Source organism: Frankia tisae (assembly GCF_025403405.1).
In the GTDB taxonomy this organism is placed as follows: Bacteria; Actinomycetota; Actinomycetes; order Frankiales; family Frankiaceae; genus Frankia; species Frankia tisai.
In genome coordinates this window covers 22,194-43,792 of sequence record NZ_JANEZT010000007.1, presented here as the reverse complement: position 1 = coordinate 43,792, position 21,599 = coordinate 22,194, and the positions used below count along the sequence as shown (strand labels likewise).

Sequence of the window (21,599 nt, the reverse complement as noted above, 5' to 3'; positions counted from 1 at the left end):
CTGGGACAACCGGGCGGCTGTGCATTACGCGGTTCGCAACTACGGGTCGACGCCGCGCCTGCTCGAGCGCATCCTCATCGCTGACGAGCCGCTCTACGCCGACCTGTAAACCGCTGCCCGGACCGGCGGCCGGACGGCCCTGTCCCCCGGAGGGCAAGGCAGGCCGCCGGTCTCAGCCGTGGTTGGTCAGGCCGCCGTCGACGAGCAGATCGGTACCGGTGATGAAGGAGGCGTCGTCGGAGGCGAGGAAGACCGCGGCCCGCGCGACCTCGTCGGGATCCCCGAGGCGGGGGACGAGTGAGAGGCTCAGCAGCGCTTCCCGGGCGCCGGGCAGGGCGAGCTGCTCGGCCGAGCCCGGGGTGTCCATTGCGCCCGGGCTGATGCTGACGGCGCGGATGCCGTACGGCGCCCCCTCGGCCGCGATGACGTGCGTCATCGCCAGGACGGCGGCCTTGGTCGCCGAATGCGCGATCCCGCCCGGACCACCACCGTGCCCGGCCACCGACGCCGTGTTGATCACTACCGGTTTCGCGTCCGTGCCGGCGCTCGCCTTCAGGTGCGGCCAGGCCGCCTTGGTCACGAGGAAGACGATGCTCAGCTCGTTGCGGATCGAGAAGTCCCACTGCTCGACCGTCATCGTGTCGAGGGTGGCGAACACGCACGCCGAGGCGTTGTTCCACAGCACGTCGATGCGTCCGTGGGCCCGCACGGCCTGGTCGATCCAGCTCTCGCACGCGGCGTAGTCGCCGAGGTCGACCGGCGCCGTGCCGAACATCCGACCACCGGCGGCCTTCACCAGGGCCTCGGTCTCGGCATTGCCCTCGGCGTTGAGGTCGCAGCCGACGACGGTGGCGCCGGCGGCGGCGAACCGCAGCGCCCCGGCCCGGCCCATGCCGCTCCCGGCACCCGTGATCAGGACGACCTTGCCGTCCAGCGAACCCGTCATCGTCAGATCCCCGCCCCGGCAGCGGCCCCGGAACTGGCGGCGGCCGCGGCGACGACGGTGCGGACCTGGGCGATCGTCTCGATCCGGCACAGTTCGGCCCGCACGTCGCCCGTGCGGTGGGAGGTCACGCGGGCGGTGGCGAAGTAGGTCCCCGGCCGGTCGTAGGTGTGCGTGGTCGCCACGGTCAGCTCGGCGGCGGTGCCGTCGATCTCGGCATGGCGCAGCGGGTAGGTGCCGGTGCCGTCGAAGTCCCACTCGATCGAGACGATCGTGCCGGTGCCCGGTGGGACGGCGGCGGTGACCGTCAGGGTGACCGGCTCGCCCACGCCGACGTCGGCCCGGGACCCGCCGTTCGCCGTGGCCGACGCGACCGGCTGGATGCCGCCCCGCTCGGCCGCGCTCGCCGGCAGGTGCACCCGGCCGTCGGCGAAGGTGTGGTGGGTGCCGCTCGGCTCGACACCGTTCTCCACCCAGTCGATCAGGTCGAGCATCGACTGCTCGGTGATGCCGCGAAAGTCGATGAGCCGGGTCGCGGCCACGCGGTTCGGCTCCGGCGGGACCATGCCGTACGGGCCGTGCTCGGCGTACTCGGTCCAGCGGATCCGGAAGTTCGCCCGCGCGCCCGCCTCGCCCTGGGCCTGGCGCACGGCCCGGTCGTACAGGGTGCCCCAGGCGGGCCAGACCGACGAGTCGTGGGTGTGGTGGAGCCAGAGCACCTTGCCCTCGTACTGGCCCGAGTAGCAGACCCCCATCAGCGAGGACATCCGCGGCACGGGGTGCTGCGGATGGATCGGCCGGCCGTCGACCAGCAGGTGCGCGAACGCGGGGTCGTCGGTGACGTGATGGCGGGCGAAGTAGCAGTAGGCGAGGAACCTGCGGTTGTCGACGAGCACCTCGTCGCCCGGCTCGACACCTTTGAACCGCAGGACGTTCGCGTCGCCCTGCCCGTCGCAGGCGAAGACGTCCCCGGCCGCGCCGGTGGCGTACAGTGACCGCCCGGCGGCCTTCCCGGTCAGGATCTTCACGCCGGTCCCGACGCGATAGCCGCCCTTGAGCCCCTCGATCTCGACGGCGTAGGGGAAGTCGTACGCCTCGCCGCCCGCGCCGACGATCGCCGCGAGGATCCGCATGGTCTGGAACTCGGGTCCGGCGAAGTCGGGCGACTCGTTCAGGTCGCGGGCCGACAGGGTGCGCACGACCCGTCCCGTCTGGTGGATGAGGTCGGCCTCGACCAGCTCGGGCGCGTCGTGCCCGACGTAGCCCGGCTTCGTCCAGAAGTTCGCGAAGTAGTCCGGGTCCTCGCGGTGCAGCTCGTCGGCCAGCGAGGTCCACAGCCACATCTGGCCCATCGGCTCACTGATCATGAACTCGTTGCCGCGGGGGAACCCCTGCCGGTACAGCGACGCCAGTTCCTCGCGCTCGTGCGTGCCGAGCCCCTCGAACGGGTTGCCGCTGCCGCCCGGCGCCATCCGGTCCGCCAGCGCGATGATCCGGTCGCGGCCCAGCAGCCGTTGGACGTTGAACATCTGGCCGAACGACATGATGCTGCCGGCCTTGACCCGCTCGGTGTTGCCGGGCTCGGCGATCTCGCCACCGCTGGTCGAGGGCATGCACCCGTCCCACACCCCGGGCGCGTTCTCCAGACAGAGCGGGGAGCGCCGCCCGCCGCCGCTGCCGCCCCAGACGTAGCTGTGATGGGGAGCGCTGCCATACACCTGGGCGGCGACGTACTTGGACAACCGCGCGGACTCGGCGCTGGCCCGGTGGCCGTAGAGTGTCGGGTCCTCCCCGGCCTTCGGGTCGTAGTCGTCGCCCTTGTGGCCCTGATTCGACTCGACCATGTAACCGCCCAGCCGGGCGCTCATGTCGATGCGTTGGAACATCTCGCCGAGAATGCCGCCGCCGAAGGTGACCGCGTGGCCGCCGTTGCCACCTTCCAACGGCTGGAACATGCGACCCGTGTAGTACTCGGCGGGCGGGAGGTAAAAGGCGAACTCGGTATCAGTACCCTCGAATCCGCCCTGCACAAAACGGTGCGGCGACGGACGCTCACGCTGCTCGTCCACCTCGATGAACGGCGTCCCGAAGAAGGAATCGGTGATCTCGTACCCGGATAGATCGATAGCGCTCATGAGACAGCTCCGTCTTCGTCGCCCTCGGTTCTCGCCGTGCTGTGAGAACTGCAGCGTCGCAGACCATCCGTCGACATGTCAACGCTGTTCACCCGTCCGGGTCCGACCGGGCAGGCGACCCGGTGCGGACAGGCCCACCGGCTGGCGATCTTCAGGTATGTCCCGTCGACGCACTGCACGTCCGATCCGCCGGATAGCGCCGGCGCGGCAGGCGCTACGGTAGCCGTCAGGCCGAGCGTGGCCGATGCTTCCTCGGTCGGCCGGCGTTGGGGTGTGATGGTTGAAGGGCGCAGACCGGGTCGGTTCCGGGTCGGATGATCGATCTGGGCGTCGATGGCTGGTGGTCGGAGTGGTCGCGGCCGGGATGGTCTTCTCGGCGCTCGGACTGCTGGTCGCCGTGGTCGTGCCGCCCTTTGCCAGCGCCGACGAGGCGCAGCACACCGCGTACGCGCTTGACGTGGCCGACGGATCGTTGCCCTCGCTGGACTCACCCGTGCGCTCCCGCATCCCGGGCATGCCGGGGCTGCCGGCCAGCTGTCGCGCATCGCCCCGGCAGGCCCGAGTCGCGGTGGACACGCACGCCGACCACCTGTGCGGGCGGCGGCTCCGCCGGCCGCTGACGAACTTCGATCTTGTCTACACCGCGAACCATCCGCCGTTGTTCTACGCGGTCGAGGCCGTCCCGCTGCGGTCGGGCATCGCGTTGGGTCACCCGCTGGCCGGCTTCCGTGCCGCCCGAGGGGTCAACATCGCGCTCGGGGTGACCGCCCTGATCGCGACAGCGGCCCTGGTCCGGGGGCTGCTGCCGAGACGGCCGGCCGTCGCGGTCGGGGCGGCGGCGATCACCGGGGTTGTCGGCCTGTTCGTGTTCCCGGCCGGGCAGGTCTACAACGACACGATGGCGGTGGCGACCATCACCGGTCTGCTCGCCGTGACCGTCGCGATCGCGCGCCGGGGACCGGGGCCGCGAACGCTGCTGGCGCTCGCGGTGCTCGGCCCGGCCGCCGCGGCCAGCCGGGCGAGCGGGGCGGTGGCGTTGATGCTCGTCGTTCCGGCCGTCGGTGTCACCGTCGCGGCGCGGACCGCCGGCCGCTTGGCTCGGCGAGCCGGCCGCGGCCTGGCCGTGGCCGGTGGGCTCGCCGCACTGACGTTCGCCGCGACAGGCTGGTTCTACCTGCGCAACGTGCACCGGTACGGTGACCCCACCGCCTTCGGCCGGATTGCCGCCATGCTCCCGATTCGGGGGCCGCGGCCGTCGGCGCGGCAGGTGGTGCGCGATCCCGATTTCTGGTGGAACGTCTACCGCGGTTTCTTTGGTCGTGTCTCCCTGCTGACCGGCTACGCCGAGAAGATGGCCGTCGGGTTCGCGGTCGTCACCGGTGCGGGTGTGCTCGCCGCGGTGGTACGGGTCCTGACGGCGCGGATCTCGGCGGCTCGGGCCCCGGGCTCCCCGGGCTCCCCGGGCTCCCCGGGCTCCCCGGGGCCGGAGCGGTGCCAGCCAGGTGCTCGGCTGGCCGGGAGCGTCGTGTGGATCCTGCTCGCCGCGCACTGCCTGCTCGTCGTCGCCACGCTGGTGGGCTACGCAGCCGCCGGCGGCGCGGCGTTCACCCGCTACCTGCTGCCGATGCTGCCGGTGCTCGCGTTCGTCGTCGCGGTCTCCTGCCGGGCGCTCCCGCTAGGACGGCGGGGGCTGCCGACGGTCGGGCTCGTCGCGGCACTCGCCATGCTCACCGTGGTGATGATCACCCGCGAACTGGCGTGGCGGAATCCCGCGCTCGCGCCCCTGGCGCCAGTGGACCGGCTGCGGGCCGCCTGGGCGGCCGAGGTGCCCGGGCCGACCGATCTCGCGCTGTCCGCTCTGGCGGGATTCGCCCTGCTCGGCGGTGTCCTGCTGGCCGTCGCCCTGTGGAAGCTCGGTGACCCGGCGGTAGCCGGCGGCGGTGAGGTCGGCGGCGGTGAGGTCGGCGGCGGTGAGGCCGGCGGCACGCCGCCACGTGAAGCCGTGCACGAGGGGCCGCCCGGCGGTGTCGCCGGGGTCGTACAGCAACGCCGGAATCGCCTCGACGTGACCGTCAGCGCCCGACGTCGCGGTAGGGCGGCTCAGGGATTCCGGCCGGCCCCGCGCGCTGTCAGGTGATCGTCGGACCGTCCGGCGCGTAACGGGCCTGGAGCCGGGTGAGGGTCGCCTCGATGCCAGCCGTGTTCGTCTTCGGGGCGCGGATGAGGTCGTAGTAGTGGATCGTGGCCTTGATCCGTCCCATTGTGCTGTAGTCGAAGGTCTCGGTGACGCGGGTGGATCCGGCTGACTCCGGGTCGAACTGCCAGCGCCACCGGTGCCCGACCGGATGCCGCCACTCGATGAGGCGGTTCTCCTCGAACGCCGTGACCCTGCTGGTGATGCGGTACGGCAGGCCGTAGGCCTTCATGTTCACCGAGAAGGCCGCGCCCTCGGTCAGCCGGGGTGGGCCGGAGACAGTGGCGCGGACGGTGCCGGAGCCGTCGAGCTCGCGGTGCCGGCGCGGGTCGGCCACGATGGCGAACAGTTCGCTCACCGGCGCGTTCACCAGGACCGACCGGCTGATCTGGTTCGGTCCGTTGTCGATGACGGACACGGTCATGGTTCTCGTCCTCGCCGCTCGTAGGGTCGTCGGTGGGGGTGCTTTCCGTTCCCACGGTGTCGCGGCATCCGGTGGCAGCCAAACCCGTACCCGCGAGGGTGTCTCACCCGAGTCTGGCAGGGAGGCGAACGGACCCGCCTGCCAGCAGGAGTGCCGCCGCCGCCGTCCTGGGCCACGTCGACGAAGTCGGTATGAGTGGTGTGATCGTGTCAGGCCCTCCCGGCCCCGGCCCCCTACCAGATGCGGACGCGGTCGGGCGGGTCCAGCCACAGCCCGTCGCCGGGGGTGGTGCCGAAGACCTCGTGGAACTCGTCGAGGTTGCGCACGATGTTGGCGCGCAGCTCCGGCGGGCTGTGGGGGTCGGTGGTGAGGTACTGCCGCTCGAGCTCGAGCCGCCGCTTGCTGCGCCACACGTAGGCCCAGTTCATGAACAGCCGCCGCCGGTCGTCGCGCGACGCCTCGCCGCCCTGGGAGATGACGTAGGCGTGGTGCGCGATGGTGAGGCCGCCGAGATCGCCGATGTTCTCGCCGACGGTGAGTGCGCCGTTCACCTTCTCGCCCGGCAGGTTGCGCGATTCGAACGCGTTGTACTGCTCCACGAGCGTTTTCGACTTCACCTCGAAGGCGGCCTTGTCGGCGGGGGTCCACCAGTCGTTGAGGTTGCCGGCGCCGTCGTACTGCGCGCCCTGGTCGTCGAAGCCGTGACCGACCTCGTGGCCGATGACCGCGCCGATGCCCCCGTAGTTCTCGGCCGGGTGGGCGTCGGGGCTGAAGAACGGCCTCTGCAGGATGCCGGCCGGGAAGCAGATCTCGTTGGTGCCGGGGTTGTAGTAGGCGTTGACGGTCTGCGGGAGCATGAACCACTCGTCGCGGTCGACCGGGGCGCCGATCTTGGCCAGGTCCCGGTCGGTCTCGAACGCGGCGGCGGCGCGGGCGTTGCCCATCAGGTCGTCATGGCGGACGCGCAGCTGGGAGTAGTCCCGGAACTGGTCGGGGTAGCCGATCTTCGGCCGGAACGTCGCCAGCTTGTCGTAGGCCCGGAGCTTGGTCTCCTCCGTCATCCAGTCCAGCCGGGAGATCGACTCGCGGTAGGCGGCGAGCAGGTTCGCGACGAGGTCGTCCATCTGTGCCTTGGCACGCGGCGGGAAATGGCGGGCGACGTACTCCTTGCCGACGGCCTCACCGATCGCGTCCTGGACGAACGCCACCGCGCGCTTCCACCGGGCCCGCAACTCCGGCGTGCCGCTGAGCGTGCGGCCGTAGAAGTCGAACTGGGCCTCGACGAACGCGTCGGGCAGGTACGGCGCCGCCGTTCGCAGCACGCGGCTGAGCACCCAGTCGCGCCACACCTCGATCGGCGTGTCGGTCAGCACGATCGAGAGGTGCTCGAAGTACGACGGCTGCCGCACGCACGCCTCCGCCAGCGTCGCCTGCGAGCCGGTCAGATGCCCGCCGAGAGCGGTGACGTAGGCGTCCCAGGCGAAGGACGGGCAGAGCGCCGTCAGCTCCTCGGCCGTGACCAGGTTGTAGGTCTTCTGGACGTCGCGGGTCTCGGCCCGCTCCCAGTGGCCCTTCGCGAGCAGGGTCTCCAGGGCGAGGATCCGCTGCGCGGCGCCCTCGGGGTCGGGGTGCTCTCCCAGCCCGAGTATGCGGGTCAGGTAGGCGACGTACTTCTCGCGCGTCGGGGCGAACTTGTCGTCGCGGTAGTACGACTCGTCCGGCAGGCCGAGCCCCCCCTGGCCCAGGTGGAAGAGGTAGCGGTCGGAGTTGCGGTCGTCGGTGTCGACGTAGGAGCCGAACAACCCCGGGCCGCCGGTCCGCTCAAGCTCGCCGAGGAACGCGGCGAGGTCGCGGACGTCGCCCAGGCCGGCCGCGGCGTCCAGCAGCGACCGCACCGGGCCCAGGCCGAGCGCCTGGATCGTCTCGACGTCGAGGAAGGAGTTGTAGAGGTCGGCGATCTTCCGGGCGTCCTCGCCCTGGGTGGCCGGGTCCTGCCCGGCGAGGTCGGTGATGATGTCGCGGACCTGCTGCTCGGCGGTATCGGCCAGTTGGACGAACGGGCCCCAGCTCGAGCGGTCGGATGGGATCTCCGTCTCGGTGAGCCACCGGCCGTTCACGTGGCCGAACAGGTCGTCCTGCGGTCGTACGTCGAGGTCCATGCCCGCGCGGGCGTCGTCGAGGATGCTCACAGAACGGAAGTCTCCAACCGATCGGGTGATCAGGGAAGGACCTTGCCGAGAACCCGTCGACCGACAGCACGATTCGCCGCGGTGGGATTCGCGGCGCCTGCCGGGTTCGTGGCCGGGTTCGTGGCACGCGGACGACTCCGCCGGTCCTGTGGTCAGCGCTGGTCGAGGGCCTGTTCGAGGAGCGCGATGACCGTGTCGGTGTCCGCGCCGGCGAGTGTTGCGAGGACACCGGTGTGGCGGGCGAGGACAACGCCGATGAGCGCGGCGGTGAGCAGTTCGGCCCGCAGGTGCGCGTCGGCGGCGTGCTCGCGGGCCAGCCGGGCGGTGAGGGGGGCGACGATGCGACGGTGGAGTTCGGCGGCGGCGGCCTGCTGCGCCGTCTGGTCGTCGTAGGGCTTGAGCGCGGCCTGGAAGATCGGCCCTGGACCGCTTCGGTCGGTGCGCCGGACCAGGGCTGCGAGCCGGTCGGGCTCGAGGAAGTCGGTGGGGGTCTCCCCGGCGTCCTCTGCCTGCAGCACGGCGATGTAGAGCTGGGCCTTCCCGCCGAAGTAGCGGGCGATCATGGTGGGGTCGATCCCGGCGAGCTGGCCGATGTCGCGGGCGGTGGTCTTGTCGAACCCGCGTTCGGCAAACAGGTGCGCGGCGGCGGCGAGCAGGCGTTCCTTACTGGCGGCCGCGTCGCGGCGTCGTGGCGCGGTCGTGTTCTTCACCGTGGATGTCTCATCCTTCACGGGAGGTCATGTTCCTCTTCATCGAGGTTGTCCGGGTCTGACGCCATCGGGCCGCGTGTCGGCGTCGCCGGGAACCACCGAGGCCAGGCTCTCGATATCCTGCTCCTCCTCTTCGATGATGGCCTCCGCCGTCGGGCTCAAGTCGGGCCGCCGGTCGCCGAAGCGGGGCAGAAGCACGCTGGCGGCCGCCGTCAGGACCCACATGAGACAGGCCGCGACGCCTACCGCGGTATATCCGCCGTCGGCGGGAAACGACGCGCCGGGCCGGGTGTGCGCCTGGAGCACCGCGGCGCTGGCACTGCTGCCGATGCCGTAGCCGACGTAGCGCAGCACCTGGTTGAAGCTCAGCGCACTGCCGGTCTCGTGAGCGGGCACCGACTGCACGATGAACCCGGGCATGACCGCGAAGATTGCTCCGATCCCGAGGCCGGCGATGGCCATCACCACCGCGATCTCCCAGAACGTGCCGTGGGCCAGGGCGAACATGACCATGCCGGCCAACAGCACGCTCGCGGCAAGCGGCAGCACCCGGCCCGGCGACATCCTGCGGATCAGCGCCCGGGTGAGGCTGCTGGCCGCGACCGTGCCGACCGAGAACGGCGTCAGCATCAACCCGGCGACGGCTACCGAGGCGCCCAGCCCGTAGCCCACGCTCGTGGGCGTCTGCACCAGGCGGGTCACCGTCGAGGTCAGCAGGTACATGCCGACACCGGTGAAGACGGCGCACACGTCGGCGGTCAGCACGACGACATGCCGCAACCGGCGCACATCGACCAGCGGATGATCACTGTGCAGCTCCAGCGCCACCCAGCCGGCCAGCATGACGATCGCCACCGCGACGGTTGCGAGCAGGCGCGCCGAGGCCCAGCCCCACTGCCCGCCCTCGCTGATCGCCAGCAGCAACCCGGCCAGGGCGATCCCGAGCGTGCTCGCTCCCGCAAGATCGAGCCGGGCGGCCGGCCGGTGGCGTGAGGAAGGTACGACCACCATCGCGGCCAGCGACGCCGCGACCGCGATGGCAACCCCGAACCAGAACGCCGCGCGCAGGCCGCAGGTCTCGGCGATCAGCGCGACCAGCGGGTATCCCAGGCCGATGCCCGCGACGGTCGTGATCGACAGGATCGCCAACGCCGGGCGGGCGCGCTCTGGTGGCAGCGCGTCGCGGGCCACCGCCAGGGTGAGTGGCGTGAGGCCGAGCCCCACGCCCTGCGCCGCCCGGCCGACCAGCAGCGTCGCGAAACCGAGCGGCAGGGCGGCCAGCAGGCCGCCGACCGCCACGATGGCCAGGCCGACCAGCAGCACCGGTTTGCGGTATCGGCCGTCGCCCAGGCGCCCGATCGTCGGGGTGGCGACCGCGCTGACCAGGAAGGTGATCGTCAGCGACCACTGCGCGTCATCGACTGAGACGTGGTTGACGGCGGCGACCAGTGGCACCAGCGGCGCACCCAGGCTGCCGACCACGGCGACAACCATGCCGATGAACACCAGTCCGGGCACCAACAGCCTGTGCGCGGGCGATCCGGGCCCCGTGTCGTCGCGATCCATGCAATGTCCACCTCATTCAGTGATGGACAAAGTCTACGCCTGATGTCTACAGGCGATGGCAAGACTGTCGCGCCCAGCCGTCGCGCCGGGTCGGATGGATCAGGGGTTGCCGTTCGGTGTCGAGGCCGGTGCCGCGGCGACGGCGACCTCAGCGCTTGGCGAGCAGGTGCGCAGGCGGAGGGCCGAAGCGTCCGCGGAGGAAGTCGAGGAGCCCTCGCACGCGTCCTTCGGGGTCCCAGTAGGGGCCGCGCCGGGCCGGTGCGACTGCGCCCGAGGCGAGATGCCACAGCGCGATGCAGAACCGGATGAACGCGTGGTAGCGGCCGGAGTGGTCCCGCACGAGCAGCAGGGTGTTGCGAAGTTGTAGGTAGTCGATGGCTGCGGAGGTCGAGCCGATGTGCGGGTTTTTGACCATCGCGCCGCGCACGAGCCCGGATTCCCAACCGACGGCCCTGGCCCGCAGCGCGAGGTCCGCCTCCTCGCAGTACGCGAAGTAGCGCTCGTCGAAGATGCCGACCTCGTCGAGGCACGCGCGCCGGGCGAACATCAGCGTGCCGTGCGGGTGGCCGGCGGGCTCCCACCCTTCCCCGACGCTCGCGGGCGCGAGGATCCCGCCGAAGTAGGGGTCGAGGACCGGTGTCGCCGCGTCGCCGACGTCGGCACACGCCAGCCCCGCGCGAGGCTGCTCGGCCAGGACGCTGAGCATGTGACTCAGGCACGTGGGTTCGGGCAGCGCGTCGTGCGGCGCGAGCACCACCCACTCGCCCGCGTCCGCGTCGGCGAGGAACGCTCGGTAGCCGACGTTGGCAGCCGGTCCGAACCCCAGGTTGCTTCCGGCCAGCACGACCGCGACGTCGGCGGCCTCGACCGGTGGCACGAACGCCGACCCGTTGTCGATGATCGTGATCATGACGGGAACGTCCTGCGCGCGGAACGCGTCGATCGTGTCAAGGAGTCGCTGCGGCTGGTCACGGTGCACGATGACGACCGAGAGAGGATGCACGATTCCAGTGCTACCTCAGTGCCACCGATCAGGCGGCTTCATCCGCGAAGTGGGCGGTATGGCGGCGAGCCGCGCCATGGCAGAACAACACCATCGGCGCTGGGACCGATACGGACGGTGACTCTCGCGATAGATCATCACTTGCCGTGCCCGAACGGGCCCCGGAGTTAACGCGGAGGAAGCCTGACGTAATTTCAGGTGAATCAGCGTGTGCGACTCTGTGGTATGCAGCCAGGTAGTGATCCCAAGGCCGCTATCGTCCAGATAGTCGCATCGATCGATGATGTCCCTACCCTCGAGGAAACCGACGCGATGCTGGAAGAGCTACGCAAGCTTCCTCGTACTGCAGACACGATCAAGCTGATCGACGACCTGCTGGGGATTCGCTCGCTGCTCGACGCGACGTTCTGAGAACGCGCGCCGAGTAGCGAACCCAAGCCGGGTGGCGCACCGGCTTGTCTACGGTGCGCCGAGGTCTGGCCAAACTGACCTCGGAAGGTTACTGCTGGGCATCGAACGGCTAGCCCTGCTGGCCGCCACCGAAGCGTTCGCCGGCCGATCCGATTCGGCCAGTGCCGACGCCCGCCAGCTGCCGCAGGCGATTCTCGACGTACTGCTCACTGTGGTGCGTCCTGTCCGCAATCCGCGCGACGAGGTCCTCGATGTCGGTCGCGGCATCGAGATCCGCCGAGCTGACCTGATTGAACTGGTCAAGGACCCGGTAGCGAAGCTGCTGCCAGTTCTGGCGCAGCTGCTGTTCCACCTGCTGGCGCTGCTCCTGCTGCCCCTGCTGGGCCATTTTGTAATCCCTTCTGGCCATTCCTCGAACGCGTTGTAGGTGCGAGAGGGACGGTACCCCAGCCGGTTCGGGAAGCGCCAAACCAACATCGGTTTTGAATGTATACATCCAGCTCGGGGTATCTGGCACCCGGTAACCCGCAGCGTCCCGGACGTGCATGTCTCGAGCGGTCGGCCGGGATCTCCGTCCCGGCGGGCCACCGGCCGTTCACGTGGCCGAACAGGTCGTCCTGCTTGTCGTCCTGCTTATGGTCCCGTCTCACCGAGTTCGGCGGTCCCGGTGGAAGGCGGCGGGGGCGGCGAAGACACCTTGGCGTCGATTCCCAGGCCGTCCAGCATGGCGTGGATGCCGTCGGTGTAAAGGTTTTTCCGGGTGACGTCGTCGACGTCGGTGTTCGGGTCGTCGGCGGCACCTGGTGACGGGTGGGTGAGCTGGACTCCGATCATGCCGTGCATCGCGGACCACAGGAGCTCGGCGGTCTGTTCCGGGGGGCGTCGGCGGGCGGCGGTGGCGCATCGGGTGACGGCCCTGCCTCGCCATCGGCGGCGGCGACCCGCAGGTCACCCCCGACTTTGTGACCCCCTGATGTCCTGGGTCGAGGCGGGTCAGGCGCCGGCGTCGTTGACCATGCCGACCGCCCCCGGGGTCACCCCACACCGCACGATCACCGTCGCACCGACCAACCCGCTCATCTCCCGGACAGCGACACCCCCGGGAGCCAACAACAACTACCACTGGATCGGCCGCTACCCCGTCAAACCCGCCACGTCATAACCGACGTCGCTACGACCATTTGACCCCGCCCTTTCGCGCGCCACACCGGCATGATCAAAATGGATGTCGTCTACCGGACATCTGTCGACGCTCGCGCGGCGGTCGATCACATGACTGTGGGCGGGCCGGCTCGTCCAGACCGTGCAACGGTCCGCTTCCCCTGCTCGGTTCCGTGGCCATTAGCTACTGCCCGACGCGCCGGCCGCCAGGTCCGGCGGCTCGGGTCGCCACTGTGTGTTTCGTCCTGATCGTGATCGAGCGCTACTGGCTGTGGAACATCGACCGGTTGATCAACCGCACTCTCGCCTACGGCACCCTCACCGCGCTCGCCGCCGCGACCTACGCCGGCTGCGCGGCCGGCCCCGGCGGTGCGACCCTCGACTCCGGCCGGGCTGCGGGGGCTGGCCGACCGCGTCGCCGAGGCCGCACCTGACACAGCGTCTTCACCAAGCTCGGGCTGCCCCCACCCCCGACGAACACCGCCGCGCCCGAGCCGTCGTCCCCTACCTCAACCCTCAACGGGGAGCGTCCCTAAACGCCCGTGCCGGGCTGCGGGACGTCACGGTGCTGGGTGATCCACGAGCCCGCCGGGCCGTTGAGCATGCGGGCCCGGTGGAGGCGACGATGGAACAGCACGACGAGCTCGGCGTCGTGACGGCCGTCGTCGGCGAGGACGAAGTCCTCCAGCTCCCGCTCACCGTCCGCCCACGACCGCGGGCGCCGGCCCACCAGGGCGGCCGTGTCGGCGAGGTCCGCGGCGACGACCGCCGCCCCGATCTCGTCGATGCGCTGCAGGTGCCGGGAGAGCCGCACGGACATGCGGTTGTGGTACCGCTGCGCGCCGGCGCCGAGGTCCTGGCGCTCGAGGGAACGGGTCAGGTGCTGATGCGCCGGCCCGTAGGCCGACACGACCGGCTCGGGTTCTGCCACCTCCGCCAGCTCGACCCCGACGACGGTGGCAATTCCTTCGAGCGCCATCAGGTTCGTCTCGATGCACCAGTGCAGGTTGAGCATGTAGTCCGTACCGGGCACCGGATCGGCGAGCACGGAATGGAATTCAAGCTGGTTCGACAGGGCCCACAGAATGTAGTGGTAATGGACGGCCTGGAGGTCCACCGGGGTGCCGCTGCGTTCCTCGTAGCGGCGCATGAGGGGGGCGAGGTCGCCCAGGGAGACGAACGGGCTGCGTACCCACATTCCCCCGAGATCCTGCATGGGGTCGCCGACGTGCCCGAACTCCAGGTCCAGCAGCGCGGTGATACGCCCGTCGGAGTGCAGGAGCTGGCCGGCATCCCAGACGATCGCCGACTCGCGGCCGCGCGAGTCGGGACGGTGACGTGACAGCCAACCCAGCACGAACTCCTGGAAGGGGTCGGGACGTTTCTTCAACTTTCGGTAGGCGGACTCCTCGAAGTGCCGCAGGCCCACCGAGCCGGGATCCTCGCCGGCATCGGCGCGCACGATGCCCGCCTCCACGAACGGCGCCACGTCGAGGGCGTGCAGCCGAACGAGAATGTCGATGTAGTCCTCCATCGCCCGGCGACGTTCGTCGTCCGGCACACCGCCGAAGGAGTCCCGTCCCTCGACGCGCGCCATGACATACGCCCGCGGCTCCTCCGACCAGCCGTAGACGGCCGGCACCGGAATGCCGTGCTCCTGCAGAACCGACTGGAAACGCATCTCGTGCGCAAGCGGGAACGCCGACGGCGAGTCGACCCGCTCGCCACGCACATATAAGGGCAGGAGCACGCCGTCGCGTTCGACATCGACCCACCAGGCCGGGCGCCACCGCGCCTGTCGCTCGATGCGCACGACCTTCCCGCCCACATCGCGTTCCAACCAGCCGGTGATCCACTCGACGTGCCCATCACTGTGGTCAGGCAACCTGGTCTCCCAACGTCATCGCGGCAGGTACGGAGGTCATCATGGGCGTCGCGGCATGAGATGTCACGATCCCACCGGACCTGTGGCCGTATCCGGGGATCTTCGCCCGCCGTCACCACCCGCCACCACCCGCCACCGTCGAGCTCGGAGATGTTAGATACAGATTGTATTCAGTTGCTTACCAGGAGTACCTTCGGGTGTATGGCCACCGGTGTGAGGCCGGCTGAGTGGGTGAGCAGATGTGACGCAGGGAGAACGTCCAGACCCCTTCGAGGTTCTGGACATCGCCGTCATCGAGACGGGCGCCCGGGATCATCGCGTCCGGCGCGCGAACCCGGCGGCCTGCGCCCTGCTCGGCCGCTCGGAGGCCGAGGTCATCGGCCTGACCTGGGACGATGTCGCCGTCGGGGACGACGGGGAACGCTGGAAGGCTCAGGCCCGGCTGCGCGTCGCGGCGGGCCAGTCCCGGACACGGATGATCATTCGCCTGCTGCGCCCGGACGGCACCATCGTGCACGCCCTCGCCACCATCGCCCTGCTGACCGATCCGGACGGTGAGCAGTACTTTCTCTCCCACTTCCAGGACGTGTCCGAGGAGATCGCGGCGCAGGACCGGCTGCGGCTGGTAGTGGAGAACACCCCGGTGTCGATGTTCCTGGTGGACCGGACCGGACGGGTGCTGGTGAGCGAGGGGACAGCGAACCCGCAGGCCGCCGCGGGGCTGGGGGAGGCTCGGGAGTCATCCGTCTTCGAGACCTTCGCCGATCTGCCCCAGGCGGTCTCGATCATGCGACGGGCCGTGGCCGGGGAGCGGATTCACGAGATCATGGAAGCGTTCGGTCGCTGTCTCGACGTGCATCTCGTGCCGATCCCGGGCAACGGCAGCAACGTGGGTTCCGTCGCTGCGGTGGCCACCGACATCACCGAACGACAGCAGGCGCTGGCGAGCCTGCAGGCCCGGTCGGCCGAGCAGGCGGTGGTGGCCGACCTCGGCCAGCGGGCGTTGGAGGCCCGGGACCCGGCTCCGTTGTGGGACCGGGCGGTGACGGCCCTGGCCGACCGTCTCCGGGCCGACCTCGTGCAGGCACACGAGCTGGACGAAAGCGGGGACCGGTGCCGTCTGCTCGCCCGCGCGGATCGACGCGCGGCACCGGCGACGCCTCCCCTCGGCCCGCCGGTCGAGACGGTGCCGGTCGAGACGGTGCCGGTCGAGACGGTGCCGGTCGAGACGCCCCGGCCTGTCGACCGTCTGACGGTGAATGCCGGGCGACCTGATCGGCCGCTGGCGGTCATCGAAATCCAGCGGGCAACGGACCCGTTCACCGACCAGGACTCCCGCTTCGTCCAGTCCGTCGCCGCTGTGCTCGGCTCGGCGGGCCTGCGTCTGCAGATGGAAAGCGACATCCGCCGCCAGTCCCGGCACGACGGGCTCACCGGCCTGCCGAATCGGACCGCGCTGCTGGAGCGCCTCGAACGGGCCCTGCGCCGGGCCTACCGGGACGGCCGGCGGATCGGGGTGCTCTTCCTCGACCTCGACGGGTTCAAGGCGATCAACGACACCCTGGGTCATCAGGCCGGCGACGACCTGCTCCGCGCGACCGCGACCCGGCTCGCCCGGGCCGTGCGGCCCGGTGACGTGGTGGGACGGCTCGCCGGTGACGAGTTCGCCGTCCTGTGCGAGGCCGTCGACGGCCCGGCGGATCTCGAGGCCATCGCCGAACGGATCCTCGCCACCCTGGAGACGCCGAGCCGGCTCCTCGGCCACTGTGTCGTGGTGACCGGCAGCGTCGGCCTGGCGCTGTCCGGCCCGGACCTGCAGGACAGCGAGAATCTGCTCAATGCCGCCGACATCGCCATGTACGCCGCGAAACGCGACGGGCCTGGGCGACACCGGATCTTCCAGGAGTCGATGCGCACCCGACTCATGGACCAGCTGACCCGCGCCGATGACCTGCGCCGCGCCCAGGACGCCCACGAACTGACCCTGCGCTACCAACCGATCCGGACCCCGGACGGCGCGCTGGCGGGCGCCGAAGCAATACCGCACTGGCAGCAGCCGTCGAACGGACTGCTTCGGCTCGACGAGATCCTTCCCCGGTTGCGGCAGGCCGACCTTCGGGTTTCGATCATCCGCTGGGCGCTGGACACCGCCGGCCGAGCCGCCAGCAGTGAGCCGGGCTGGCCCGACCGCCCACCGGGCGGGCCGCCCCTGCTCATGGTCGCCGCCTGGGGTCCCTGCATCACCGACGAACGGTTCGTGCCGGAGCTTGCCACCCTGCTGCACGACACCGGCGGCGGCACCCGCTATCGCCTGTGCGTCGAACTCGACGAGGACGAACTTGGGACGGGCCGCCCGGCCGTCACCGCAGCGCTCGCCGACATCAGGAGACTCGGCGTACTCGTGGGCGTCGGCGACCCCAGGGTGAGCCCCGCCCCCCGCGGCCTCCTCGGTCTCCCCTTCGACGGCCTACGCATCGCCGACGGCTACGTCCGCGGCGTCGAACGGGACCGGACGAAGCACGCCGCCGTCGCAAGCGTCATTCACTTCGCCCACCTGCTGGGCGCGCAGGTGATCGCCGGAGACGTCGAGGACCCCGCCCAGCTGCGCGTCCTCCAGGAGCTGGACTGTGATCTGGTGGAAGGCCCTCTGCTCGACCCGGACGGCCCGCAGCCGTCCCTCCCACGCGGCGGCCGACCCGGCAGACCACCGATCTGATCCGGTGCGCCGAACCCGGAGCCCTGGGGTTTCGCATAATAGGTGCCCGTGACCACTGCCCGTTCGTCTGCTGATGCCGCGCGACACGCGGTGGTGGAGGGGGTGTTGGAGCGGATCACCTTCGTCAGCGAGGAGACCGGCTACACCATCGCCCGGCTGGCCACCGAGCGGTCCGGCCCGGACCTGCTGACGGTGGTCGGTGCGCTGCTGGGCGCGCAGATCGGGGAGAGTCTGCGGCTGACCGGGCAGTGGGGCAGCCACCCCAGGTACGGCAGGCAGTTCCAGGTGCACTCCTACACCACGGTGCTGCCCGCGACGATCCAGGGCATTCGCCGTTACCTCGGCTCGGGGTTGATCAAGGGGATCGGGCCGGCGATGGCCGAGCGGATGGTCGCGCATTTCGACACCGACATCCTGCGGATCATCGAGGAGGAGCCGGCGCGGCTGATCGAGGTGCACGGGTTGGGACCCAAACGCACCAGGAAGATCGCCGATGCGTGGGAGGAACAGAAGACGATCAAGGAGGTGATGGTGTTCCTGCAGGGGGTGGGGGTGTCCACCTCCCTGGCGGTGAAGATCTACAAGAAGTACGGGGACGGGTCCATCGGGGTGGTCCGCACGCAGCCCTACCGGCTTGCCGCCGATGTGTGGGGGATCGGGTTCAAGACCGCCGACACCATCGCCCAGGCGGTCGGCATCCCCCATGACAGTCCCGAACGGATCAAGGCCGGGTTGCAGTACACCCTGTCGCAGGCCGCCGATGACGGGCACTGCTTCCTGCCCGCACCGAACCTGATCACCGACGCGGCGAAAATCCTCGAGGTCGAGCGGGAGCTGATCGGCCCGTGCCTGGACGCCCTCGCCGCCGACGAGGGCGTGATCCGTGAAGGTGTCCCGGTCGGGGGCGCCGCTGTCCCGGCGGTCTATCTGGTGCCGTTCCACCGCGCGGAGACCTCCCTCGCCGGCGGGCTGTTGCGCCTGCTCACCTGCGACGAGGAGCGGTTGGCGCCGTTCGCGGAGGTGGACTGGGGCAGGGCGCGCAGCTGGCTACGGGGCCGGACCGGTCAGGACCTGGCCGACGAACAGGCGGAAGCGGTCACGCTCGCGCTGACCCGCAAGGTGGCTGTACTCACCGGCGGCCCTGGCTGCGGCAAGAGCTTCACCGTCCGATCGGTGGTGGAGCTTGCCCGGGCCCGCAAGGCTCGGGTGGTGCTGGTCGCGCCGACCGGGCGGGCCGCCAAACGGCTCGCCGAACTCACCGGGCACGAGGCCTCCACCGTCCACCGGCTGCTGGAACTGCAACCCGGCGGCGAAGCCAGGTATGACCGTGACAACCCGCTGGACGCCGATCTGGTGGTGGTGGACGAGTCCTCGATGATGGACGTCATCCTGGCCAACAAGCTGGTGAAGGCGGTCGCGCCGGGGGCGCATCTGCTGCTGGTCGGTGACGTCGACCAGCTTCCCTCCGTCGGCGCCGGCGAAGTACTGCGCGACCTGCTCGCCGCCGACGCCATCCCCAGGGTCCGGCTGACCAGGATCTTCCGGCAGGCGCAGCAGTCCGGCATCGTGGTCAACGCCCATCGCATCAACGCCGGAACACCACCGCAGCTGAACGGTTTCGCCGATTTCTTCTGGTTCACCTGCGATCCGGCCGAGGACTCCGGTCTGCATCCGGCGGAGGAGACCGCCAGAATGGTGGTCGACATCGTCGCCCACCGCATCCCGAAACGCTTCGGGCTTGATCCCCGCCGCGACGTTCAGGTACTGGCGCCGATGCACCGCGGACCGGCCGGGGCCGGTAACCTCAACACTCTGCTGCAGGAAACCCTCACCCCCGCCCGGGAAAACGTTCCCGAGCGCCGCTACGGGGGGCGGGTGTTCCGGGTCGGTGACAAGGTCACCCAGCTTCGTAACAACTACGAGAAGGGTAAGGCCGGGGTGTTCAACGGCACCGTCGGCGTCGTCACCGGCATCAACGGCGAGGACCAGTCTCTGACCGTGCTCTCCGACGAGGACGAAAGCCTGGTCTACGATTTCTCCGAACTCGACGAACTCGCCCATGCCTACGCCGTCACCATCCACCGTTCCCAGGGCAGCGAATACCCTGCCGTCGTGCTTCCACTCACCACCTCGTCGTGGATGATGCTGCAACGCAACCTCCTTTACACCGGGGTCACCCGCGCCAAGAAACTTGTCGTCCTGGTCGGCTCCCGCAAGGCGCTGGCGGCCGCGGTCCGGACCCCGGGAGCCGGCCGTCGCCACACCGCCCTCACCCACCGCATCGCCCTTCCCTGACAGTCGAACGGCCTATGCCGAACGGCCGTGCCACCGGCGGCTCAGTGGGGCGGTCTGCCCGGCGGACGGGAGCGTGCCGTCGTTGGTGACGGCGGGTGGATTGCCCGTCAGGGTGAAGGTCACATCGGTGGATTTTCCGCTGGGGCAGCAGAACGAGTCGCCCGGGGCATACAGCGCGTACCGGAGGACTACTTGTTTGTTGACGTCGTTCGCGGCACGTACCAAGGTCACGTCACTACTCGGTTCGGTGGCGTCGTAACCGATGAAGCACTCGCCCACGAAGAAGAAGGCGCGCACGATGTTGGTCCCCGCCGGTTCCTGGAGCATACCGAGCACGACGTTGAGGCTACGCCCCTGATCGTAGCCCCTGAATTCACTGACCTGCATTCCTTCGCCCTGGACGAATGTCTCCGCATCCCACATGCTCCTGATGCCACACGTCGACCGTGCCGTTCCCGTGGCGGTCACCTGTCCTGCACCGCCCCGCTCATGGCCGGTCACCGCCGTCGTGCCCCCCTGGCCCGGCGAGGTGGCCACGCCCGCGCCCGCCGGCCCGCCCGGCCCGCCGGTCGGGGAGACATCGACCGCGCCTGTGCTCGAACCGGCTGGCGTGGTGGCCGGCGGGCCGACCGAGCCGGTGGTCGAACCGGCCGGCGCCCTGGCCGTCACTCCGGCCTGGGCCCGGGCTCCCGTGAGACCCGGCCGGCCGGTCGGGAGCACCGCCCAGGCCACCGCTGCGAGCAGCAGAAGCAGGCACGCAGCACCCACCGCCACGACCGGTACGGCCCGCCGACGGCCTCGCGGGACGGCCGAACCCGGCTGACGGCCCGCACCGCCACCGCCCGTGCCGGCGCCACCGCCCGTGCCGACATCGCCGCCTGTGTAACCATCAACCACGCTGGCACCGCCACCGTTGCCACCGCGGTCCCCGGGTGCGGGCACAGAGGTGGCCACGTCGTCCGCGCCGCCCGACGTGATGCCGCTCTCGGCGAGCCAGAAGGCGATATCCGTCGCCGTCGGACGTGCCGCCGGATCCTTCTCGAGCGCCCGTCCGACGATCTGCGCGAGATGTTCCGGGACGCCGACGAGGTCCGGCTCCGTCCGCAGAATCCGCACGGCTACCGCCTCGATGCTTTCGCTGTCGAACGGCGGCCGTCCACTCGCCGCGAAGACCACGCAGGTTCCCCAGGCGAACACGTCCGTGGCCGATCCGGCTCGTTCGCCGCGGATCTGCTCGGGTGCCATCCACAGGCCGCTGCCGAGCACCGCGCCGGTGCGGGTGTGGTTCGTGGTGTCGACGGACCGCGCGATCCCGAAGTCGATGACCTTGGGGCCGTCCCACGCGAGGATGATGTTGGCTGGCTTGATGTCGCGGTGAACGACGCCGCCGGCGTGAATGGCCACCAGCGCCTCGGCCAGCCCGGATGCCAGCGAGTCGAGCATCCGGCCCGCCAGCGGTCCATGGGTGGCGACCGCCGAGGCGAGGCTGGCACCCTCGACGTATTCGGCGGCGTACCAGGGCTGCTCGGCGTCCACGTCGGCGTCCACCACGGCGGCCACGAACCGTCCGCGCACCCGGCTCGCGGCCTCGACCTCGACGCGGAAGCGGACGCGGAAGCCGTCCTTCTGGAGCATGCGCGGCACCTTGAGGGCGACCGGCTGGCCGTCGGGACCGAACGCCAGGTAGACGATTCCCATGCCACCGGAACCGATGCGTTGGCGGACCTGATATGGACCGATCTGCCGCGGGTCCGCTGCCTGCAAAGGCGTCAACATGACCTCTCCCCGCGGCTCAGCGAGTTCCCGGTACCAGGATCCCGACACACAGTTGACGCCTACCCTCCCGCGCACGTTGCCACCCAGCCAGGATCGGTCGTGTCCGATCCGCGACAGTCCCTGTCGATGATCTTCGGTCGCTCGGACCTGCCGTGCCCCACCCGAGGGTGATGCATGGCGCGGGCAGTGGT

At 70.3% G+C, this 21,599-nt stretch carries 17 protein-coding genes; 6 read left to right on the top strand and 11 right to left on the bottom strand.

Annotation, left to right across the window (positions count from 1 at the left end; translation table 11 throughout):
• Window positions 1-172: 172 nt before the first annotated feature.
• Window positions 173-946: an SDR family NAD(P)-dependent oxidoreductase gene (locus NBZ85_RS01605; protein WP_261555279.1), complete on the bottom strand. Its 774-nt coding sequence runs from the start codon at window positions 944-946 to the stop codon at window positions 173-175.
• 2 nt (window positions 947-948) lie between these two features.
• Window positions 949-3,078 (bottom strand): PKD domain-containing protein, encoded by a 2,130-nt coding sequence (locus NBZ85_RS01600; protein WP_261561401.1) that lies wholly within the window; start codon window positions 3,076-3,078, stop codon window positions 949-951.
• Window positions 3,079-3,418: 340 nt separating this feature from the next.
• Here NBZ85_RS01600 and NBZ85_RS01595 point away from each other — a divergent pair, with 340 nt between their 5' ends.
• Entirely contained in the window at window positions 3,419-5,215 is a 1,797-nt protein-coding gene (locus NBZ85_RS01595) for a DUF2142 domain-containing protein (RefSeq protein ID WP_261561400.1), read from the top strand.
• Here the strand turns inward: NBZ85_RS01595 and NBZ85_RS01590 are convergent.
• The 5 genes from NBZ85_RS01590 to NBZ85_RS01570 form a co-directional block, all read right to left on the bottom strand.
• A complete protein-coding gene (locus NBZ85_RS01590) occupies window positions 5,208-5,696 on the bottom strand; it encodes an SRPBCC family protein (RefSeq protein ID WP_261555287.1) in 489 nt (162 codons plus the stop codon). The two genes, NBZ85_RS01595 and NBZ85_RS01590, sit on opposite strands and share 8 nt — an antisense overlap.
• Before the next feature lie 233 nt (window positions 5,697-5,929).
• Window positions 5,930-7,885 carry a M13 family metallopeptidase gene (locus NBZ85_RS01585; RefSeq protein ID WP_261555289.1) on the bottom strand — a complete coding sequence of 652 codons (1,956 nt, stop codon included), beginning with the start codon at window positions 7,883-7,885 and terminating at the stop codon, window positions 5,930-5,932.
• 152 nt (window positions 7,886-8,037) lie between these two features.
• The gene (locus NBZ85_RS01580; protein ID WP_261561399.1) at window positions 8,038-8,595 is read right to left on the bottom strand and encodes a TetR/AcrR family transcriptional regulator; all 558 of its coding nucleotides are present in this window, start codon (window positions 8,593-8,595) and stop codon (window positions 8,038-8,040) included.
• Window positions 8,596-8,634: 39 nt separating this feature from the next.
• Window positions 8,635-10,161, bottom strand: a complete 1,527-nt coding sequence (locus tag NBZ85_RS01575; protein ID WP_261561398.1) for an MFS transporter — start codon at window positions 10,159-10,161, stop codon at window positions 8,635-8,637.
• Window positions 10,162-10,309: 148 nt separating this feature from the next.
• Window positions 10,310-11,164: a glycosyltransferase gene (locus tag NBZ85_RS01570; RefSeq protein ID WP_261555295.1), complete on the bottom strand. Its 855-nt coding sequence runs from the start codon at window positions 11,162-11,164 to the stop codon at window positions 10,310-10,312.
• Between the two features lie 198 nt (window positions 11,165-11,362).
• Here NBZ85_RS01570 and NBZ85_RS01565 point away from each other — a divergent pair, with 198 nt between their 5' ends.
• Window positions 11,363-11,575, top strand: coding sequence for a hypothetical protein (locus tag NBZ85_RS01565; protein ID WP_372517690.1), 213 nt, complete (start codon window positions 11,363-11,365; stop codon window positions 11,573-11,575).
• 109 nt (window positions 11,576-11,684) lie between these two features.
• On the opposite strand, the gene NBZ85_RS01560 is transcribed toward NBZ85_RS01565, so the two are convergent.
• Both NBZ85_RS01560 and NBZ85_RS01555 read right to left on the bottom strand, forming a co-directional pair.
• Window positions 11,685-11,963 carry a hypothetical protein gene (locus NBZ85_RS01560; RefSeq protein ID WP_261555296.1) on the bottom strand — a complete coding sequence of 93 codons (279 nt, stop codon included), beginning with the start codon at window positions 11,961-11,963 and terminating at the stop codon, window positions 11,685-11,687.
• A 245-nt stretch (window positions 11,964-12,208) separates the two neighbouring features.
• Window positions 12,209-12,409 carry a hypothetical protein gene (locus NBZ85_RS01555; RefSeq protein ID WP_261555297.1) on the bottom strand — a complete coding sequence of 67 codons (201 nt, stop codon included), beginning with the start codon at window positions 12,407-12,409 and terminating at the stop codon, window positions 12,209-12,211.
• A 139-nt stretch (window positions 12,410-12,548) separates the two neighbouring features.
• Here NBZ85_RS01555 and NBZ85_RS01550 point away from each other — a divergent pair, with 139 nt between their 5' ends.
• The gene (locus NBZ85_RS01550) at window positions 12,549-12,737 is read left to right on the top strand and encodes a hypothetical protein (RefSeq protein WP_261555298.1); all 189 of its coding nucleotides are present in this window, start codon (window positions 12,549-12,551) and stop codon (window positions 12,735-12,737) included.
• Window positions 12,738-12,969: 232 nt separating this feature from the next.
• Entirely contained in the window at window positions 12,970-13,170 is a 201-nt protein-coding gene (locus NBZ85_RS01545) for a hypothetical protein (protein WP_261555299.1), read from the top strand.
• Window positions 13,171-13,268: 98 nt separating this feature from the next.
• Here NBZ85_RS01545 and NBZ85_RS01540 read toward each other — a convergent pair whose 3' ends face one another.
• Window positions 13,269-14,621, bottom strand: coding sequence for a phosphotransferase family protein (locus tag NBZ85_RS01540; protein WP_261555300.1), 1,353 nt, complete (start codon window positions 14,619-14,621; stop codon window positions 13,269-13,271).
• A 241-nt stretch (window positions 14,622-14,862) separates the two neighbouring features.
• On the opposite strand from NBZ85_RS01540, the gene NBZ85_RS01535 reads away from it, so the two are divergent.
• Both NBZ85_RS01535 and recD2 read left to right on the top strand, forming a co-directional pair.
• The gene (locus tag NBZ85_RS01535; protein ID WP_261561397.1) at window positions 14,863-17,337 is read left to right on the top strand and encodes a sensor domain-containing protein; all 2,475 of its coding nucleotides are present in this window, start codon (window positions 14,863-14,865) and stop codon (window positions 17,335-17,337) included.
• Window positions 17,338-17,385: 48 nt separating this feature from the next.
• The gene (gene recD2 / locus NBZ85_RS01530) at window positions 17,386-19,632 is read left to right on the top strand and encodes an SF1B family DNA helicase RecD2 (RefSeq protein WP_261561396.1); all 2,247 of its coding nucleotides are present in this window, start codon (window positions 17,386-17,388) and stop codon (window positions 19,630-19,632) included.
• A 12-nt stretch (window positions 19,633-19,644) separates the two neighbouring features.
• Here recD2 and NBZ85_RS01525 read toward each other — a convergent pair whose 3' ends face one another.
• Window positions 19,645-21,408 carry a protein kinase domain-containing protein gene (locus NBZ85_RS01525; RefSeq protein ID WP_261561395.1) on the bottom strand — a complete coding sequence of 588 codons (1,764 nt, stop codon included), beginning with the start codon at window positions 21,406-21,408 and terminating at the stop codon, window positions 19,645-19,647.
• Between the last annotated feature and the right edge of the window lie 191 nt (window positions 21,409-21,599).

Coding starts and splice junctions, on each gene's coding strand:
- NBZ85_RS01525 (WP_261561395.1), bottom strand. CDS start 21,408: ATGTTGACGCCTTTGCAGGCAGCGGACCCGCGGCAGATCGGTCCATAT.
- NBZ85_RS01555 (WP_261555297.1), bottom strand. CDS start 12,409: ATGATCGGAGTCCAGCTCACCCACCCGTCACCAGGTGCCGCCGACGAC.
- NBZ85_RS01550 (WP_261555298.1), top strand. CDS start 12,549: ATGTCCTGGGTCGAGGCGGGTCAGGCGCCGGCGTCGTTGACCATGCCG.
- NBZ85_RS01605 (WP_261555279.1), bottom strand. CDS start 946: ATGACGGGTTCGCTGGACGGCAAGGTCGTCCTGATCACGGGTGCCGGG.
- NBZ85_RS01575 (WP_261561398.1), bottom strand. CDS start 10,161: ATGGATCGCGACGACACGGGGCCCGGATCGCCCGCGCACAGGCTGTTG.
- NBZ85_RS01590 (WP_261555287.1), bottom strand. CDS start 5,696: ATGACCGTGTCCGTCATCGACAACGGACCGAACCAGATCAGCCGGTCG.
- NBZ85_RS01560 (WP_261555296.1), bottom strand. CDS start 11,963: ATGGCCCAGCAGGGGCAGCAGGAGCAGCGCCAGCAGGTGGAACAGCAG.
- NBZ85_RS01600 (WP_261561401.1), bottom strand. CDS start 3,078: ATGAGCGCTATCGATCTATCCGGGTACGAGATCACCGATTCCTTCTTC.